Raw genomic sequence first — 19868 nt, forward strand, 5'->3', positions numbered from 1 at the left:
GTGTTATGTTTTGATAATTGTATTAAACTTGAGGTTTTTTATCACCGCAGGAAATCATGAGATTCTGTTTCTTGTCAATTGACTTACGCAGCCCTTCCCGGATTAGAATTTTTTATGCATACCAAGCAGTACAAATCCTTTCTCCAAACCCGGTTCACTTTATAATTTAATACTGCATTTATTTCCTGAACGATATTTATATTTTGGTCTGCAATAGATTTTTCAGTGTCAGATTTTGTTTCTGGAGCTTTTTTATGATCCGGACTTTTTATTTTCTTATCATCTGTAAGATTTTCTTCTTTCTTTTCTGATAGTAAAGTAGAATCTGAATTATATGATCGAGATTTTTCATTATTAACATTCAAAATAGTATCTGTTTTAACCTTTTCTTTTTGACTTGAAGAATCTGGTTCTTTAATTTGAGCTGAAAAGATGGCGAAACAGAAGATGAACAAAAGGTTTAAATATGATTTCATAATTTGATAATTGAGTCCCAATTTAGTGAAAATTTGAATATTTTTTTATTTCTTCTTTAAACTTTTTAAAACTGGTGAAATTCGGAAGAACCATCTAGCGTTTCGGTGATCAAACTGTTTCCGTTGATTAGATAAAGTATGGGATAAACGTTAATGTCGAATTGTCTTTCAATTTTTTTTCAATCGGCAATTACAAGGGATTTCACTTATTTATTAATGAAATATCTCTTGACATTCGCTGTTGAATCTGAACCAAAAATATTGATGGCTTAAAATGACGAGGCTTTCATATTTTTCGTTTAAGGTTGCAAAGCATCTTGTCTTTCAAAATATTTTAAAGAATAATTTTTCGGAAGAAGCACCTTGAGATTAGTTGTTTTGTCATAGAAAATATAATTGCTAAATAAGTACGTCATAGTTTCTCCGGATTTTCCCTCTACGAAACTTTTTCTTTCAAATTTGGTCAGGTTGAAATTTCCCGAAATGTAAATATGAAGCTCAACCCTTACTTGTTTTCCATCATCATCATTAATGCTCTCAACGTTTGAATAATGGGTGTTAATTTTTCCGTCGATTTGCGTCTCATCGATAAAAGTCCATTTCTTTTTGAGTAAAGTTGTAGGCCCGAATTGTCTCAATCTGGAAGAAGAAATAGCAGCGTTTTGATTGTCTTTATTTTCGTATTCATAGATGGTTTTTTCAGTGTGATTGACGTGATAATACAAACCATTTTTATAAAACTCTTCTGAACTTTCGTTCTTGCTATAGAATTCGAAATCTTTATTTTGAGGTTTGTAAATGGTATACAAAGCATTGGTAACAGACATTGCATATGTTTCAGGATTTGAATATGATGCAGTTTCTTTATAGCTTATTACATTGGCCTGAAAATATTTCCGTTTGGCTTTTTCGAGATCAGGAACTTGAGCTTGTAAATGATTTGTACAACTACATAAAAGAAAAGTAAAGAAGAATTTTAGCATTTTGTATGATGTCAGTCGAAATTTTTGACTTACATTTTATTTAATCTGTTTTAAATTTTCACCGTAAAGCCCGGTCAATAAACTGTTTCCTTCCTTGTCAACTTTCACGGCTCCGTATTTTGCTTTCTCGTATTTTTCGCCTTGCCCTTCCTGAAAAAAGAAAGATTCTGCACCAATGTTGATGTTCCAATTATCGGACGAGGTGTAATTAATCAAATATTCACCATCCTTTAAAGGAGTTTTATTTTTCTGAAACCGCTGCCTCTGTGCAATACCATTTTTATCTAATGTTACCACGCAATATCCTCGTTTGGGAAGCATTTCAGAATTTAAATCTTGCGATATGCTGTATCTCAGACTCATGTAATCACCCTGCATCAAAGAACGCGGATCAACGGGAGCTAATGATAGTAAAATTAATTTCCCATCTTTTAAAAGCTCTTCTTTTTTTGAAACAGAAAAATTAAAATACACCAAAAGAATCAAAAGGTTCAGAATAATAATCAACCATTTATATTTTTTCATCTGATTTAAGTTTTTTGTGAGTTAAAAAGTACAGTCCTAAAAATAAAATTCCCGAACAAAACATAACGATCGATTTTGTAAGCAAAGTGTAATGAAGATCGTAATAATATTGAGATACAAAATAAATGAAAGCAACAATTCCGATGATCAGACTCGTTTTGTAATTGACCAGAAAACTTAAAAGTATAATCAGTAGAGCTCCTGAAATTGCCGGAGAAAAAAGGGTTGGCAGCAAAATAAAGATTGAAAGTAAATAAATCGCCCATTTTTCTTTACTTTTTTTAATGCTTAGTAAATCAAAAAGATGAGAAATTACATAGAGAATCGCTGCAATAATGCTGACAGAAGACATCCAGATGTACTCCGGAGAAAGTTCTGCGATGTCCATTTTTCCTATAATAATTAATCCCGCCAAAAAAGAAAATACCAATGCTATTCGTACCGGATTATAAAGTTTTGAAACTGTCTTATTGTTCTTTATCAGTTGAGCTTCTTTTAAATAGACAAAACTGACCAAAAATGCCATCACGGAAAGATAGACATGAATAAGATCACCATAGTCATTCGAAATTAAAAGCGTTAAAAATGCTCCGCTGATAATCAAAACCGAAACAAACGAAATAATGTAAGCCTGAACAAGTGATAATGTGCATGCTGCAACAAGAATGAAAGCCAAACTAATTGCGTTTTCGTCTAATTCATTATGAGATAAACCCATTCCTAAAAGTATATACCCAATGATATAGGCCGAAATACTTACGGTGTCAACAATGGTACTGTCAATACTTTTATTGATGAAAACTCCGGAAATAATAAGCAAAACTCCAACAATCAATAAGCCGATCTGAGAATCATACAAACCTGCAATAAAAAGGAAGCCGATAAAAAAACAACTTGCCAATAGTCCTCCAAAAATAGAAAGAATTTTTACAGCCAAAGATTGGTCGCTATTTGTCTTTTCGTAAGCTGAAGCAATTTCTTCTTCGTTAAATTGTATTGCTCGTTCCTGTTGGCCATTAATAAAACTGATGAGCTCCTGTATTTCTTCTTTAGTTTTCATTTTTCCATTTTTTTTGAAGATGAATAAGATTAATGACCACCATTGTTACGCTTCCGATGACGAAAAAAGTAGCAAAGAAAAACATGCTTCCGTCATCAGAAAATTTAAATAACAAAGAGGTAATCATAATGATCATGCTGAACGGAATAACCGACAGATAAAAACCACTCTTGGATTTCAATCCATGCCAGATTCCGAGAGGATAAAGGATTAAAACGATACATAAAAACAAAGCGGAAAAAGTTTTAAAATCATCAAAAATAACGATTGTCATTCCTATCGTAGCGCAAACAGCGATTGCCAATGCTAAAATGTGTGTAAACCATAGAGGAATTTTTAGTTTTTGCTTAGGTTTTTGAATGATGCAACTGCTAGTTAAAATTGCTGAATTGAAAGCCAAAAGCAAAGTGGCAATTAGAATTTCATCCCAATCTTTAGCGACCTGTTGTGTGTAGAGAATAAAAGTTGTGTTAACCAAAACAAGAAAAAGCATCCACAATGGCGCAAAATTACTGATGAAAACCCATAAAGCGACGAAAAGAGTCCATGCTAAAAAGAAATCGTAGGCGTTGGCTCCGGTTTGGTAAATCTGTCCGAAGACCGCAAACAAAACTCCTACCAGAACCGAAGCCCCTGTGAGAATAATATTCCGGATATTTTCATTGATTTTCGGAATTAATGCAACAATGGTAGTTGTGACCAAAAGTACTTCCACAATGCCGAGTTTGAAAAATTTGTTCAGGTCTGCCCAGTTATAGGCAAAAAAGAATATAATTCCGGCGGTGGCAAAACCAATTCCGAGGGTAATAAAGAAAAGCCGCAGAAATTTTTTCCACATTTCCTTATCATTATATTCATGATTTTTCAGAAGCCGATTGAGTTCCTGCTCCGTCATGTCGCTGTGACGGCTGAGGATGTGGATGTCTTCTCTTGTTATGTTTTTCATTCGATTGTTTTTAGATCTTTCCCTTTCCCAAACTATTTTTTAACCTCGTAATGACCTTTTGCTGAATTCCATGAAAGTTTGTTTTGATTCTCTTTCCAAAACTTCATCCACCATTCCGCATTTTTTGATTCATCAAAATTTTTATCACCAAAAAGCATTGCCAGATAAGAAAATGTATAAGTGTCTGGATTGCAGTATATAGCAGGATTTCCTTTTTCTTTTGGCATTTCATCTAATTTATAGATTCTTTTCAGGCAGCTTCTTGTAATCTGATCTTTTTGAGCATTAGGTTGTAGTGAAATGATTAATGCCTTCACAGCCGGTAAACTGCTTATTTCAGGAATTTTAGAATTCTCAAGCTTTATCGGTTTAAATTCTTCAACTGGTTTGTTATTTAAATAATCCTGCCATTTACTTTTGAGTTCCTCAAGTTCTTTTTTGCTGGAATCAATGGTGACGAATCCAAAGTTCTTTTTAGTAAGACTCTGCAAAATCTGATTTGCTCTTCCAGCGACGGTAAACAGGTCGTTTTGAAATTCCAATCCTTTTCCTTCAAAAATAATGTCGCCGTTTGAAATTCTATCCCAGATAATTAACCGGCTTGTTCCTTTAAGTTTTGTTTCTGAATTATTGGTGAGTTGAAGAGCTATAGATTTTTGATATTCTGTGTTACTGAGGTGGTGATTCACAGATGCATTTAAAGTCAAAAAAACTTCGCTCCAATATTCATCATGCAAATTTTTTTCAAGAAGCTGAGATGATGAAAGTTTTTGTGCTTCATCGTACATTTCTTTAGTGTAATTCTCAATATTTTGCTGACTCCAAGAAGTTAATAATCTTTGCGAAAAAGATAGATTGAAAGACAGCAAAAGAAGGATATACAGAGTTTTTCTTTTCATCATGGTTAGATTTATTTTATAGTTTATTAAATATACAAATTGTCAGGTTTAGTCAGACTTTAATTTCTACTATTCAAACTTTTCTTCCACATTATAAAGAACTTCACAATCGCAAAAACCACCGTTTTGTTTTAGCCAGTTTTCAACTTCTTCGATATTCGTAATATGATTCGTTTCTAAAAACTGCTTTGACATTTTTAAACTGTCATCACAATCATTCTCTTCAAGTTTTTCATCCAGAAAATCAAATAGACTTTGAAAGATTTTATGCGAAATGGGAAGGCTTTTTTCAAATTCAATTTGCGCTTTTTCTTGTAATTCTTTTTGGATTTGTTTACGTCTTTCTTTTTCGTTTTTGTCAGGCATTTTAATTAAAGATCTTTAAAAGTTGTTTTTAATCTGTAGTTGGTTTGTTCATACAAATAAATACCTTTTATTGGGATAGCAAAGTTATTTTCAACTTTATAAAACTGTGATGGATAATGTATTTTTACACCATCTTTACTTAAATGTGAAATGTCAAATCTCTCGTTTATGAAGTTTATGTTAAAGCCTTTAATATTTTGAATTCCAAATTGAGAATCATCATTTCCATTGAATTTAGGATAGCTAAAATAATTTCCTTTTTTGTCTTTGTAAACATTATCATACTGATATTTTTGATGAAAATAGTGACCTCCATCTTTACTTTTAGATAAATATAGAATAACAGTATCTCTTTCTGCAAATCCCGGAGTTCCATAATGATCATAGGCAACAAATTCTACCGTATCGGTTTCAAGATAATTGAACATTTTTTTTACCACTTTGTATTTGCATTTAAAAGCTCTGTCCATTACATAACTTCTCTTTAATACTTTAAGAGTGTCTCCTGTTTCTTCATCAATTTCATATTCTCCCGTAGGAAAATCTTCTTGATTTTCATTAGGATCAAATTCTGTAACAGATATTTTCTTCCCTACAAAAGCATAGAGATTAATGTTTTTATTTGCTCCGCCGTGTCTGATGCTTTTTGAAGTAACAAGGTAGGCAGATTCACAAGCTGTTAAGATAAATGAAAGTGAAATTAAAAATAGAAATGATTTTATTTTCATAAACTTAAAATGAATTTCATCCTCTTATCTGACTTAAAAGATACAAACTTATCCAAACAACAAAATAGTATAAAATGAGATTGGTGATCAGATAAATTTTCTCAACATCGATTGTCTTTTTTCGGTTGATGGTTTTTATGCTCCCAAAAATCAAAAAAATTAAAGAAAAAAGAACCGTGAAAATCGAAAGAAGAAAAACCGAATTCAATATTTTTTCATAATACAGCCATTCAAAATTTTAATTTTGAAAATAATAATGCTGAATTCCAAAAATAATAATGGAGATGAGTAGAATCAGCTGATATTGATAAACCTTTTCTAATTTCATCTCATTTTAGTTTTATAGATTATAGAATCGTAATTGACAACAACCTTTAAAGAATCAAAATACTTTTTATGCTCAAAACTTGAGTTGAAATCTTTCACGTAGTTTTCAATGTTTTTCAAATCTGGAAAAGAGTCATTTTCTGTATTTAGCATTAACTCAAAATTTTCAAGTTTCGTGATTTTTTTATGCTTTAAATCCCTGAAATACCAAAGTGTATCAGTTACATCACCAATTTCTATTTGATATTTGTATTTTTTATTTAAATCATAAAGCAAACTGTTGGTTTTTCGGGAAGCTTCATAATGAGGAACTCTTCGCATTCCCCAGGTGAAAGGATTTAAATAAAATAGCATGGGTAGAAGAACCAGAATAATGATAACTGTAGTTGTTGCTTTTTTCATGAGATCATTAGTGTTGAATAAATTTTTTCATTTATGTCGTGTATTTCATATTATATCATTGAAAGATAGCACTATTCAAATTTACTTTCAATTTGAATTATTTCAGGATGTTTGATGGAATAAATAATTTTGTATTGATCTCCCTTTTTGAAATAATTTTTATAATTGAAAATCCCTTTTTCGTAAGTTTTATTTTCAGATGTTTTTATATTTAAAAATGGCCCAAATTTTCCAGCCGCCTCTTGTATGTCTGCTTTCAAGATTTATTACTTCTGCAATGGTTTTATCAGTTGGCTCATTATGTAAAATGTTTTGAATTCGGTTATCAGCTAATTTTCCTGAAATGATTACTGATGCGAATAAGCCGATCACTGCAAAACTTATTATTGCAATGTTTTTAAAAGTTTTTCTAATCCATATTAGTTTGTGTGAAGTAAATTTTGGTTTTTGATCAGTATAATATTTTCCAAAAATTGTGAATGTAATAATCATCCAACCGGAAAAAAAGGTTAAGTAACTTATTATTTCCAAAAAATTATTATCCTTAAAACCGAAAAAGAAAATTATTAAAAATCCTACTATAATCAAAAGTATTCCCCAAATAAGAGCTTTATTTTTCAAATCAAATATTTTATTGTTTAACTCTAAAAGTTTTTAAATCAAAAATTAGCAAATCTTTCACCCCAAAATAATCCTCTCATCAACCTCCTCCAGCAATCCTTTCCCAATCAAATCCTCCACACAAAACTTCACCACCGCATCGATTTGAGAACCTACTTTCGCAAATCCAAAAATCTTACAAACCGCACGGATTAATTCCTCTTTATTCAGACTCAAACTCGAATGCATTAATTCCATCATCGCCACCGAAATTTCTTCAGGTGCAATCTCATCAATCAGCCTTTTTTCTGCGGAATTATCTCTATAAAAATCAAGATTTTGAAGATTTGAATTTTCGCTCCAGTAAAATTTCTGATAACTTTCTGTTGTTTGAATATTCGGAATTGAATTCAAAGTTTCCAACAGATAGGTGTTTAGTTTTCCACCGGCTCGCGACGTGTTCCAAAGCTTGAGAATCTTCCTGAACAAAGCATTCTGGCTGATCGGCGATTCTGTATCAATGATGGTTTTGATCTGACTTAAAAGAACCTGTCTGTTTTCAAAATGATAAATCGATTCTGAGTTAGCATTGATTTCCGGACTTAAATTTGCTGCAACATGCGGAATCATCTTCGAAGGTTTTTCCACTTCCGAAACTTCGCTCAGATAGACTTTTTCAGAAGTTTTCAGTTCGATGATTTCTTCCTTTTTTTCTTTGACCTGAGTTTTGATTTTTTCCAGTTCATCCTGAATTTTCTCAACGATTTTTTCTTTATTTTTAATCCAGTCCAGCGTCCAGATTCTGAAAACATTCCATCCCAGACCCTTCAGAACATTAGGAACAAGCAGTTCGCGGTCATTGGTCGTGTGAATGTTAAAATAATTCTCACTGTCCATCAAAATCGCAAGAAGATACTCGCTTTCGTTTTCAGGATCGATGATTCCGATGTCGATTTTATATTCTGAAGTTCCGATGTTGGTTTTAATTTTCAAACCGTTTTCTTCAAGCGTTTTCGCAATTGAATTCACCATCAGTTTCTGCTGATTGACTGTTGGGTTTGAATTTTGATACACCAAACCTTTTTCAGAAAAATTCAGGAAGTTTTTCAATCCCAAAACGCCTTCCGAACTCGTTCTGTTCATGTCGATCTGGTCGCCTTTTAACGAAGAAAATACTTTCATTTCGTAGCGTGCTCTCGTCACGGCAACATTTAATCGTCGCCAGCCTCCATCACGGTTGAGCGGACCGAAATTCATCGATACTTTTCCGTCTTCATCAGGTCCGTAGCCAATTGAAAAAAGAATAATATCTCTTTCGTCACCCTGAACATTTTCAAGATTTTTAATGAAAATTGGTTCTTCAGAGTTGATGACAAACTCTTCCAGATGCGGATTTTCCTGAAATAAATTTTGCAGTAAATCTTCAATCAGGCTTTGCTGGGTTTGGCTGAAAGTCACCACACCAATCGATTTTTTATTCTGATTTTCGAGATGAATTCTGATGTATTCAATAATCGCTTCTGCCTCATTTTTATTGGTTCTCGTTTTTCCTTTGTCGTAAAATCCGTCAATAAATTCAAACGTCACTTTTCTGTTTAAATCGTCCGGAGAAGGGAAGGTAAGAAGTTTATTATCATAAAAATGAGCGTTGGAGAACGAAATCAAGCTTTCATGCTTGCTTCGGTAATGTCTTAAGAGATAATTAGAAGGAATAGAAAGCGCCAGACAGTCATCCAGAATACTTTCCAGATCTTCAAGCTCAAAATTTTCTTCATCCACTTTTTGGGAAGCAAAGAAACTTGTCGGCGGCATCTGTTTCGGGTCGCCTACAATAATCGCCTGTTTTGCCCTCGCCAAAGCACTTACCGCTTCAGAAGTAGGCAACTGTGAAGCCTCATCAAAAATCACTAAATCAAAATGCTCTTCATTCACATCAAAATATTGTGCCACCGAAATCGGACTCATCAGCATACACGGTTTCAGCCTCGGAATTAAAGTTGGAATCTGGTCAAACAGTTTTCTGATGGATAAACCCCGACCTTTATTTCGGATTGCTTTCTGTAAAATCCCTATTTCTGAGCTCTGAACGGCTTCCTGAGAAAAATTCGGAATACGATCGCTGAGCTTCATCGTCAGCTGGTTTTTCGTCAGTTCGGTAAATTCTTTGTGCAGATTTTTATACCGCTGAATCTGCGATTCGTAAATATTGGCATCAAAACCGTTCAAAGTTCCCGAACTGTAAATGGTTTTAATGAATAAATTCAAGTGAATGATTTTTTCAAATTCTAGCTCCAAAGATTCCGTATCGAGCCAGCCTTTTTCAAGAAAATTAATGAACCAGTTTAAATTTAAATCCTGTGCTTTTTCTTTTAGAGCATTAAAATTAATCCAGTCTTCTAACTGATGAATATTCTGTACAACCGTCTTCAAATTGGCATCGCTAGGAATTTCATCCACATATTCCAGAAGATTTTCTTCGGCAGCGTGAAGGTCTTTCAGTTTTTCAACTTGTTCAAAAAGGTTCTGACTGTTGTTTTGTTTTAATGAAAAATCTTTAAGCCATTCCGGAAAATTTCTGATTGATATTTTTTGGGCTAAATCTTTCGCATTTTCAATGGTTTTTGAATCTTTCTCAATCGCAGAAACATCAAAAGAGTTTCCGTTAAAATAAAGATTCGTCACAGATAAAAGTGAGTTATAATGAAGATTTGAAAGTTGATTTTTAAGCTGCTGATAACTTTCAAGCTTTTCAAAAAGTCCGTCAATCTGGACGTCAGATTCAATTCCCGATTTTGCATAACCGTTCAGTTGTTGCTTCACTTTTCTCTGTTTAAACCATTTTGGAATAAACCACGTTTGTTTTGCCTGATTCCACAACAATTTTAATGAAGCAAAATCAATATTTAAGATGGAAGAATTAAAATTGGAAATAATTTGATTTTCAGTTTGTTGAAACTGTGTCTGCTGAGCCATCCAGTTTTTAAATAAATTCAATTGGCTTTCATTAAAAACCAAATCAACCAAACCAGATTTTACTGGATTATCTTTTAAAAATTCAAGAATTTCGACACTGTCAGCATTGGAAACTTCCTCCAGCTGAAACTGTTTTTTAATCTGTTCAGCCGAATTTTTCTTTTCATTAAACTGAGAAATCGCTGACAGAATCAGATTTTTATTTTCAAACTGATGGCTCGACGTTTTGATTGGTCGCAGAGCATGAAGCGAAGGCTGCCCAACCTTTTGTACAATCGATGCAAATGGAATCAACCAGTCTTTCCACTGATTCCAGTTAAACACATCGGCACTTTCGAGAGGAAAATTGATGTGGAAACGTTCGTCAGCTTGTACGTGATTGCTTTCCAGAAAGGCAATCGTATCAAATAAACTCCAGCCAATTGGGAATTTCTGATGCAGATCATTCACATATTTTCCGAGTTCTTTTCGGCGCTCGTCGAGGCGTTTTGCCTCTTCATGATAATCGGCATTAATTTTATATTTCGGAACTTCCAATGTTCTTTCAAACTGTTTCAGAACATCCGACTTCTTCGATTTGTTGGAATGCAGTTCGAGACAGAATGCACCCAAACCGATATTTTCCAGACGGTTGTGAACGACATCTAAAGCGGCTTTTTTTGCAGCCACGAAAAGTACTTTTTTATCATTTGACAAAGCATCGGCGATGATGTTGGTAATCGTCTGCGATTTTCCGGTTCCGGGAGGACCGTGAAGGATAAAACTTTTGTTGAGGTTGGCATTTTTCACCGCATTCAACTGAGAATTGTCGGTCGAAATCGGTAGAACCAATTCAGAAGCTGAAATATTTTCCAAGCTTTCAACATCATTTTCCACGCTTTCCAAAGTTCCGGTCAGTCGTCCGTCAATCAGACTTTTTACAATCGAGCTTTTCTGAATTTCTTCGGAATATTTTGAAATATCCTGCCAAAGAATCAGCTTGTTGAAGGAGAAAATTCCCAAAACCAATTGTTCCAGAACATCCCAACCTTCAAGATTGAGAACGGCATTTCTGATGATCGCCAAAACTTTCGGAACATCAACTCCCGATTCGTCCATCGGAAGATTTTCGAGGCTGTTGATGTTGAGTTTGAATTCCTGTTTTAAATATTCCAGCAACGTAATGTTGATCATGGTTTCCTCCTCACGGCTTCGAAGCGTAAATTTAGAATTTACCGATTTCCTCGACAGCTCCACAGGAATCAATAAGATCGGAGCCAATCGTGGAACGTCTTTATTTTTTGGTTCAAACCATTTCAACAATCCAATTCCCAAATACAGCGTACTTTTTCCGTTTTCTTCTTCGGCGAGTTTTGCGCTTCGGTAAAGGTTCGTGAGAATGTTGTCGAGGTCATCCTGATGATAATACGTTAAAAGTCGGTTGTATTTAAATTCATCTTCCGCCAGTTTAAAAAGAGGTTGTGACTGATGCAAAGGTTCGCCATACAAATTGTATTTTCTAAGAACTGCCTGATTGTTATCGGGAAGAATTGTGAATGATTTTCCATCGGCTAAATTGTCTTCAAGAACATTTGTTTTAATATCAACCAGCTGCAACATACTTTTGGTAAACCGCAGATTGAGAAGATTGTTTCTGAGAGAAAGGTCAAGTAATTTTCTTTCCCAGATTTTTTGTTTGGTTAAATTTGAAAAATCGGTCAGTTCGAGATCGTCGTATTGGGTTCCCAAATCAAAATCCTGATCAAGTTCCGTTGAATGTTGAATTGAATTAAATTCGTGACTCTGAACCGTTTCATTTTTAAGAAGTGGAAGAGGGGAAATTCCAGCCGACCTTGCATTTTTAACGTCTAACGACAACAGAAACTTCGACGAATCCATCAGTTGAGTTTCCGCAGAATTCATGGCGTCTTTGAATGAAATTTGGGTTCCTCTGCACAGACTGGTCGATTCAATCAAAGCAATTTCCTTAATTCCCGATGCAATTCTTTTGGAAATTGCTGCCTGATCAAAATTAACAATTCCGTCGAATCGCTGATCATCGAGCCAGACTCCGATAAAGGCGTGGCCTTCCGTCACAACGATGATCGGATTGAGATCAATTGCTTCCAAACACGCCGCAAAAAGAAGAGAAATATCAATACAATTTCCGAATTTCGTTTCTAAAACGGTGTCCACAAGCCTGATTCTTTGTCCGTTCTTTTCAAAACTTGGCTGCATCGAGCTGTAAATTAAATCCAGATTCTGAATGGCTTTATAAATAGCCGAAACCATCTGCAAAACCCTTTCTTTGCTCTTCTGCTGATAACCTTCAAATGACGGCGTCAGTTTATTTCTCGCCAAAATATCAATGGCATCGCCTTTCAATTTATACAACGAAGTGTTATTTGAAAGAACATACGAAGCCAGAAGTTGCGGATAGGAATGTAATCCGCCGAAATAATCCATCGGCAAAACTTCGATATTGAAACTTTTCTCAAAAATCGATTCTCCGTCCTTAAAAACCTGAATTTTAATCTGATCCAGATCTTTTTCCGTCAGTCTTTTCAACAAAGTGTTATTAAAAACAAAGTTGAAAAGCGAGATTTTGTACAGTGCGTTTGCCTTAATTTTATCGATGTAAATATCATATTTTTCAAACAAACCCAATGAAGAACTGATTTGAATATTCAGATTTTCAAGATCTTCACTCACTTCTCTGAAAGCAATGCTTTGCAGAAAAGGATATTGGTTTAAACAAAAAGTATAGTTGAAATAAGGGCTGTGCTGTATCTGTAAGTCAAACGGAATAATCTGATTCATAAATGTTTTTTGTGATGATCACACTCTTTTTCGAGAGATAATGCAATTTAGAAATAAAACAGATATTGACAAAATAGATTGAGGGAATGGATGTGTTTTTAAGATTTTTAAATTCGATTTTTTTTCATATAATTACTAAAGAATGAAAAGATTAAACAAATTTACAGCAGTCATAGTCATCAGTGTTATGTGTCAACAAATGGGATATGCTCAAAAAGTACATGAAACAAAGCAAGTTTCTAATTACACGATAGAAAACTGCGTGAACGAATTTGATTCATCTAAAGCAAAAAAAACAAATTCAGGTTATCAGTATTGGTTTGCCGACAAGAAGTTCACTGAAGAAAACACGTTGAAGATGAGCATCGTGGAGCCCGGAAAATCTACACACGCTCCACATCGCCATCCCGAAGAAGAATTTTTTTATATTTTGGAAGGGAAAGCTTCTTTTTATCTGAATGGAAAAACTGTGGAAGTTGGACCAAATACGAGTTTATATTGTCCGCCAAATTCAGAGCACGGAATTAGCAATGCGGGAGATAAGGATTTGAAATATCTGGTAATAAAGAAGGATTTGCGTTAGGTTTTATTATAGTAAAATAATTCTTGGAAGATTTTGGAATTCAAAAATAGAAGAGTTTGATTATTATTATTATTATTATTAATTTGCAATATAATAGTAAAATTCATCATTTATATTTACAAAATCCATTATTTCAAAAAGATGATTGTCTTGTTCCATTTTTTTACTTGCTGAAAAATAGTAACCATAAGAATTATCAGTGAAACCATCTTTTAAGAAGAAAATTCCGTAATTGGTTTTTACAATAGAATAAATTTTAACTTCTTCCATAAGCTTCAGAATTTTTTCCTGCTCTTTGCTAAATTTAATTTTTTCCTCAATTTTCGTTTGAGTAGAAATAGGGAATGGAGAATTTTCAGGAATTATATAATTCCAATATTTATTATTTTCTTTATATAAATCATCGACTCGTTGTAACGAATTTTGATTTAAAAAGATGAGATTATCATTTTTGTGAATGGCTAATGCAAGTGCCTTAAACTTGTTAAGATTTTCATTTAAAAATTTTGCATTCGAACTACTTTGTATTTGAGCAGTTGTTAAAAATTGATTAGGCTTAGCTCCACCTTCTTGTTCACTAAATTTGTAGTGCTGAGAAAACCCGCCCCAGAAAAAATTTGGTATTTCACTTGATGTTCTTATCGAATCTAAACTCCATATTTTTTCGTGTTTTACAGGTCTTATATCCCATTTTGAAAATGGTTTTGAAGCTTTAAAAAAATCCTCTAATGAAACATTATTTACTGTTGTTAAACTATCTAAATGCCGAAAAATAATTAGATCAAAGTTTTCTTTTTTATTTAAATATTCCTGACTGAATATTAAAGATGATAGAAATACAAAAAATAGTGTAAAAAATCTTTGCATACAATGTGTTGATAAGTTGATAATCAAATATAGAAACTTTTAAACAAATTCACCATTGAGAAATCTTTGATTTTCTTTGAATGTAGAGATCTTTTGAATAGAGTATTTTATATAAATGAAGTAATTTTGATGCATTGTTTCATTATATTTCTTTTTAAGAAAGATTTAAGGTTTAAAATCCATAAAATATTCAGAATATTTCTACTTTTGAGAAAACAACATTTATGTTCGAACAAAATAAATTAAAACTGAGTTTGAGTTGTGCAATCGTTTGCATTGCTGCAGATTTTATGAATGCGCAGACTTCAATTCAGGTGAAAAATACTCAGGATTTTGCAAGAATTGAAGTCGTTTCTGTTTCAACAAATCAGTTGAAAGCATTTTTAGGGAAAAATAAAGCGGAATATTTAAGAATAAAAGATTCCCAAAACCAATATATTGCCATTCAGTGGATTGATAATGATGGCGACGGGAAAAATGATGAGCTACTTTTTCAGGCGAAATTAGATGCGAAGAAAACGAATTCATACATGATTGTTGCCGATGCAAATGTACCAATTCCAGAAAGTGAGGTAACAACATATTCAAGATTGGTTCCCGAAAGAGTAGATGATTATACTTGGGAAAATGATAAGGTAGCGTTCAGAGTATACGGTCCGAAAGGTCAGGCTGAAGCTTTGGCAAAAGTAAAAGGAAGTACGCTTTCCAGCGGTGTTGATATCTGGTTTAAAAGAACCGAAAAATCTGTCATCAACGAATGGTACAAAGGTTATTTGACCGATCCTATGTTTTATCACAAAGACACAAGAGGCGAAGGCTACGATCCTTATCACGTAGGAGACAGTCGAGGAACCGGAGGAATCGGAATTTGGAAGGACGAAAAACTGCAGGTTTCCCAGAACTTTATAACATCAAAAACAATTGCTGAAGGTCCGTTGAGAACGGTTTTTGAATTGACCTATGCGCCGTGGAGCGAGTTTGGAGTGAAAGAAACCAAAAGAATTTCTCTTGATTTAGGCTCGAATTTTTCTAAGTTCGAATCGACTTTTGAATCTGAAAAACTTGTTCCGAATTACACCATCGGAATTTCTTTGCATAAAAACGAAGGTGAATCTAAGCTGAATGACAAAAACGGATATTACCTGCATTGGGAAAAAATCGATGATGCTTTTGTGGGCGAGGGAATTGTTGTGGATCCGAAAATCGTTCAAAAATCGGTAGCTTTCAAATCTGAAACACCGGATCAGAGTAATCTTTTGGTTATAACGAAACCTCAGAAAAAACTGATGTATTACGCAGGTTTTGCATGGCAGAAAAGCGGACAAATCCAGACGCAGAAAGATTGGGAAAACATTTTACAGAAACAATCTGAAATTATTGCCAATCCTTTAATAATTACTATTAAATAACTAATTCAAAATGATTAATTTAAAACTGACTATAGCTTCATTTTGCTTGGTAACATCGGCATTTTCAGCACAGGTAAAAGATACTTTAGCAGAAAAAATGATGATGTATCAACTTCCGAACGGAGGTTGGGGAAAACATAACAGCGACAAAAAAAATGTCGATTATACTGTAAAAATAGATTCGAAACTTTTAAAAATAATCAAAGCCAACGACAACGATCTTGCAACCATCGACAACAATGCAACGTCAAAAGAAATCAACGGTTTGATAAAGGCTTACAGCACGACAAAAAATCCGGCTTATCTGAAATCAGCAGAAAAAGGAATTGAGTATTTGCTTTCGATGCAGTATGAAAATGGAGGATTTCCACAATATTTCCCCAACAAGTCGATATACAGAAAGCAAGTGACGTACAATGACAATGCAATGATCAACGTTATGACGATTCTGTACAATATTTCTGAAGGGAAAGAAGGTTTTGACGTGGTAAATTCTCAATTGAAAGACAAGTCAAAAGTTGCTTTACAGAAAGGAATTGCTTGTATTTTGAAAACTCAGGTTCTACAAAACGGGAAGTTGTCCATCTGGGCAGACCAGTACAATGAAATTACCTTAGTTCCGGAAAAAGCCAGAGCTTTTGAACCGATGTCATTGGCAACAGGAGAATCGGTGAATATTGTGAAATTTCTCATGATGCAACCTGTCACTCCCGAGATTGAAAAGTCGATCAGATCGGCCATTCAATGGTTTAAAGAAAGTAAAATTGATGGTTATACCTACAATGTTTCGAGAGAAAGTGAGAAGGCCATCCGTACGTTGAGTAAGAAAGAAGGTTCGGCAGTTTGGGCGAGATTTTATGATATTCCGACCAATAAACCGGTTTTCGGGGATCGGGACGGAAGTGTAAAATTCAATTATGAAGACGTTTCTGAAGAGCGCAGAATGGGCTACAGCTGGTACAATGAAGCAGGAACGAAACTGATTGAGAATGAGTTTCCGAAATGGCTAAAACGAAATAAATTGACGCAATAGATTATTAATAACCTAACAAGTTTTCAAATCTCATAGATTACGCAGATTTACACAGATTTCTGTGCTCAATCATCCGTGTAAATCTGTGGGAGGCCTATTTCGCTTCAAAAGTATAAACTCTACCTTTTTCAGTTTTAAAATCAAACATTTCCGTTTCCGGAACGGCAAAACCTTTCAGTTCTGCTTTCGTAGATTTCAAAGGAGTTTTGACAGCATCAATTTGATAATATTCGTTCAGATTTTCTCCTTTTGCCGAGATGAAATTTGTTTTAGACTTTAAATTTAAATTTTTCGCCACTCTGATTCTCGCGTTTCCTCCTAAAGCAGATTTTACAACTAATTTTGTCAGTTTAGAATTTTTCCAATCCATATCAATTTCAAAACCGCCTCTGGCTTTTAATCCTTTTACAGAACCGTTTGACAAAGCATCGGGAAGTGCAGGTAAAATATAAAGATAGCCATCATAACTCTGCAAAAGCATTTCAGCAATTCCTGAAGTACAGCCAAAATTTCCATCGATCTGGAAAGGCGGATGTGCATCCAGAAGATTAGGATACGTTCCGCCAGATTCACCTTTATTATCGGTAGGTGCAGGTGATAATTGATCTGAAATTAATTTAAAAGCACGGTTTCCGTCCAATAATCTTGCCCACCAATTCACTTTCCAGCCCATCGACCAGCCAGTGGATTTGTCGCCACGGTAAATCATTGAATTTTTTGCAGCTTCAGCCAATTCGGCATTTCTTAGCGGTGAAATTTGTCCGGAAGGAAACAATCCGTACAAATGAGAGATATGTCTGTGTTTATCGTCGGTTTTATCCATATCGGTGAGCCATTCCTGCAGCTGTGCATGTTGCCCGATTTGCATTGGCGGAAGTTTAGATAAAGCTGTTTTTATTTCATCCGAAAGATTTTTGTCCTGATTTAAAATTTTTGAAGCATTGATGAAATTATTAAACACATCAAACACCAATTGATTATCCATCGTGGTTCCCGCGGTGATGCTTACGTTTTTAAAGTATTTATTTTCAGGCGACATTGATGGCGAAACTACCAGATATTTCTTTGAAGGATCCTGTTGAAGAACGTCTAAGTAGAACAAGGCGCAACCTTTCAAAGCCTCATAATTTTTCTTTAAAAATTCTTTATCTCCGGTGTACAGATAATGATTCCAGATGTGCTGGGTCAACCACGCTCCGCCCATCGGCCACATCCCGTAGAAACCGCCATCCACAATTCCGGTGATTCTCCACAAATCTGTATTGTGATGCATATTCCATCCTCTGGCTTTGTACATTTCTTTTGCAGATTCCTGTCCGGTTACCGACAAATCCTGAATCATATCAAACAAAGGCTCGTGCATTTCGCTGAGGTTGGTATTTTCAGCAGGCCAGTAATTCATTTCTGTATTGATGTTGACAGTGTATTTGCTGTCCCAAGCGGGATTTAGCTGATAATTCCAGATCCCCTGCAGGTTGGCGGGCTGAGTGCCTTGTTGCGATGAGGAAATTAAAAGATAACGCCCAAACTGGAAATACAAAGCCACCAGATTCGGATCCTGTGAATTTCCAAATTCCTTAATTCTAATATCGGTTGTTTTCTTAGCTTGTTCGCTTGTTCCTAAATCTAAATTTACACGCTTGAAATATTTTTGGTAGTTTTCGATATGAGCTTTTAATTCAGCATTATATTTTTTGTTTAAAGCTTTATTTAAATATTCTGTAACTCTTGCGTCAGGATTTCCTGAAAGGTCATTGTACTTTTTAAAATTGGTCGCAATAGAAACGTAAATTACAACTTCATCTGCATTGGTAATTTCAAGCTTGTCTTTTGTTGATGTTAATTTTCCACCTTTTAAAACGGGAACGGCAATAGTTTTAAAATTAATTTTCCCTATTTTATTATCCACAGAACCACTCGTTCCATTAATTACGAGCTGATTTTTTTCTGTGAAAATTGAATTGATTTTGTGTGGAGTAGAGGCATTGACAGAGAAATTTAAACTTCCTTTTTTGCTCGAAGATAATTTAATTATGACCACATTATCGGCAAATGATGAGAAAATTTCACGTTTAAAAGTTACACCATTCACTTCGTAAGAAACAGTGCTGACTGCTTTTTCAATATCTAAAGTCCGGTTGTAATTCTTAAAATTTTCATGACCTTTAAAATCTAAAAAAAGATCGCCCATTGTCTGATACGGCATTCCATAATTCAGATCTTTGGGAGCTTGTCGCGGATAGGTTTTATTGGTTAAATCCTGTGCTTTTTCGAACTGACCGTCATTGATCAGTTTTCTCACTTTCTGAATGCTGTCGAACGTATTTTTCGGGACATTATTTCCTGGTTCGCCCGCCCAGATTGTTTCCTCATTGAGCTGAAGATGCTCCTGAGCTGCGCCACCAAACACCATTGCTCCCAATCTTCCGTTTCCGATGGGAAGTGCTTCGTTCCAGTTTTCTGCGGGCTTGTTGTAAGTTAATTTTAAATTTTGCTGAGCAAATGCAGAAACAGAAATCAACGTTCCGTAAGCCAGTAAAATGATTTTATGTTGAATGATTTTTAGCATATTCTATTTTTGTTGATGTGATTTTATTTAATTTTTTAAGAATGTCCCTAATTAGTAATAACTTAGTTTTTACCTGTTTGCTTATCATTCCGTAGGAATATCAACACACTGAAAATAAAATAGTTTAGATTCCTACGGAATGACAAAATGACTGTTGATTTTATCTTTATCATTAGAAACGAACATTCATTAAACTTTTTAACGCAAAGATTTTCTTTTGATATGTATTATTTAAGAAGCAAAGAGTAATCAATGAATTGATTTTAAGCTGGCATATATTTCAATTTTTATGTTTTCAAGCTTCATCAGCGAAGTGTCGCAAC

General features: G+C 34.3%; 16 protein-coding genes. 3 read left to right on the forward strand and 13 right to left on the reverse strand.

Features of this window, described 5'->3' with window-relative positions; translation table 11 throughout:
• Positions 1-83: 83 nt before the first annotated feature.
• The 11 genes from MQX03_RS17220 to MQX03_RS17270 form a co-directional block, all read right to left on the reverse strand.
• Positions 84-476: a hypothetical protein gene (locus tag MQX03_RS17220; RefSeq protein WP_242804502.1), complete on the reverse strand. Its 393-nt coding sequence runs from the start codon at positions 474-476 to the stop codon at positions 84-86.
• Between the two features lie 299 nt (positions 477-775).
• Entirely contained in the window at positions 776-1459 is a 684-nt protein-coding gene (locus MQX03_RS17225; protein ID WP_242804503.1) for a hypothetical protein, read from the reverse strand.
• Positions 1460-1495: 36 nt separating this feature from the next.
• On the reverse strand, positions 1496-1984 hold the full coding sequence (locus MQX03_RS17230) for a GDYXXLXY domain-containing protein (RefSeq protein ID WP_129534800.1): 489 nt from the start codon (positions 1982-1984) through the stop codon (positions 1496-1498).
• Positions 1971-3044: a DUF4401 domain-containing protein gene (locus MQX03_RS17235; protein ID WP_242804504.1), complete on the reverse strand. Its 1074-nt coding sequence runs from the start codon at positions 3042-3044 to the stop codon at positions 1971-1973. The genes MQX03_RS17230 and MQX03_RS17235 overlap by 14 nt, the downstream gene beginning before the upstream one ends.
• Positions 3034-3990, reverse strand: a complete 957-nt coding sequence (locus tag MQX03_RS17240; RefSeq protein WP_242804505.1) for a DUF2157 domain-containing protein — start codon at positions 3988-3990, stop codon at positions 3034-3036. Before MQX03_RS17240 ends, MQX03_RS17235 begins: the two co-directional genes overlap by 11 nt.
• A 32-nt stretch (positions 3991-4022) precedes the next feature.
• Positions 4023-4892: a hypothetical protein gene (locus tag MQX03_RS17245; RefSeq protein ID WP_242804506.1), complete on the reverse strand. Its 870-nt coding sequence runs from the start codon at positions 4890-4892 to the stop codon at positions 4023-4025.
• 66 nt (positions 4893-4958) lie between these two features.
• Positions 4959-5255, reverse strand: coding sequence for a DUF2695 domain-containing protein (locus tag MQX03_RS17250; RefSeq protein ID WP_242804507.1), 297 nt, complete (start codon positions 5253-5255; stop codon positions 4959-4961).
• A gap of 5 nt (positions 5256-5260) precedes the next feature.
• A complete protein-coding gene (locus MQX03_RS17255) occupies positions 5261-5983 on the reverse strand; it encodes a hypothetical protein (protein WP_242804508.1) in 723 nt (240 codons plus the stop codon).
• Positions 5984-6307: 324 nt separating this feature from the next.
• A complete protein-coding gene (locus MQX03_RS17260) occupies positions 6308-6712 on the reverse strand; it encodes a hypothetical protein (RefSeq protein ID WP_242804509.1) in 405 nt (134 codons plus the stop codon).
• A 195-nt stretch (positions 6713-6907) separates the two neighbouring features.
• The gene (locus tag MQX03_RS17265) at positions 6908-7333 is read right to left on the reverse strand and encodes a hypothetical protein (RefSeq protein ID WP_242804510.1); all 426 of its coding nucleotides are present in this window, start codon (positions 7331-7333) and stop codon (positions 6908-6910) included.
• A gap of 57 nt (positions 7334-7390) precedes the next feature.
• A complete protein-coding gene (locus MQX03_RS17270) occupies positions 7391-13084 on the reverse strand; it encodes a DUF3320 domain-containing protein (RefSeq protein ID WP_242804511.1) in 5694 nt (1897 codons plus the stop codon).
• A gap of 142 nt (positions 13085-13226) precedes the next feature.
• Between MQX03_RS17270 and MQX03_RS17275 the strand changes: the two genes are divergently transcribed.
• Positions 13227-13667 carry a cupin domain-containing protein gene (locus MQX03_RS17275; protein ID WP_242804512.1) on the forward strand — a complete coding sequence of 147 codons (441 nt, stop codon included), beginning with the start codon at positions 13227-13229 and terminating at the stop codon, positions 13665-13667.
• A 78-nt stretch (positions 13668-13745) separates the two neighbouring features.
• Here the strand turns inward: MQX03_RS17275 and MQX03_RS17280 are convergent, their stop codons facing one another.
• The gene (locus tag MQX03_RS17280) at positions 13746-14534 is read right to left on the reverse strand and encodes a hypothetical protein (protein ID WP_242804513.1); all 789 of its coding nucleotides are present in this window, start codon (positions 14532-14534) and stop codon (positions 13746-13748) included.
• A gap of 224 nt (positions 14535-14758) precedes the next feature.
• Here MQX03_RS17280 and MQX03_RS17285 point away from each other — a divergent pair, with 224 nt between their 5' ends.
• Both MQX03_RS17285 and pelA read left to right on the forward strand, forming a co-directional pair.
• Positions 14759-15943 (forward strand): DUF4861 family protein, encoded by a 1185-nt coding sequence (locus MQX03_RS17285; protein ID WP_242804515.1) that lies wholly within the window; start codon positions 14759-14761, stop codon positions 15941-15943.
• Positions 15944-15953: 10 nt separating this feature from the next.
• Positions 15954-16976 (forward strand): pectate lyase, encoded by a 1023-nt coding sequence (gene pelA, locus MQX03_RS17290; protein WP_242804517.1) that lies wholly within the window; start codon positions 15954-15956, stop codon positions 16974-16976.
• Between the two features lie 94 nt (positions 16977-17070).
• Here pelA and MQX03_RS17295 read toward each other — a convergent pair whose 3' ends face one another.
• Positions 17071-19545 (reverse strand): glycoside hydrolase family 95 protein, encoded by a 2475-nt coding sequence (locus MQX03_RS17295; protein ID WP_242804518.1) that lies wholly within the window; start codon positions 19543-19545, stop codon positions 17071-17073.
• Positions 19546-19868: the final 323 nt, after the last annotated feature.

The organism is Chryseobacterium aahli (assembly GCF_022699665.1).
GTDB classification, from domain to species: Bacteria; Bacteroidota; Bacteroidia; order Flavobacteriales; family Weeksellaceae; genus Chryseobacterium; species Chryseobacterium aahli.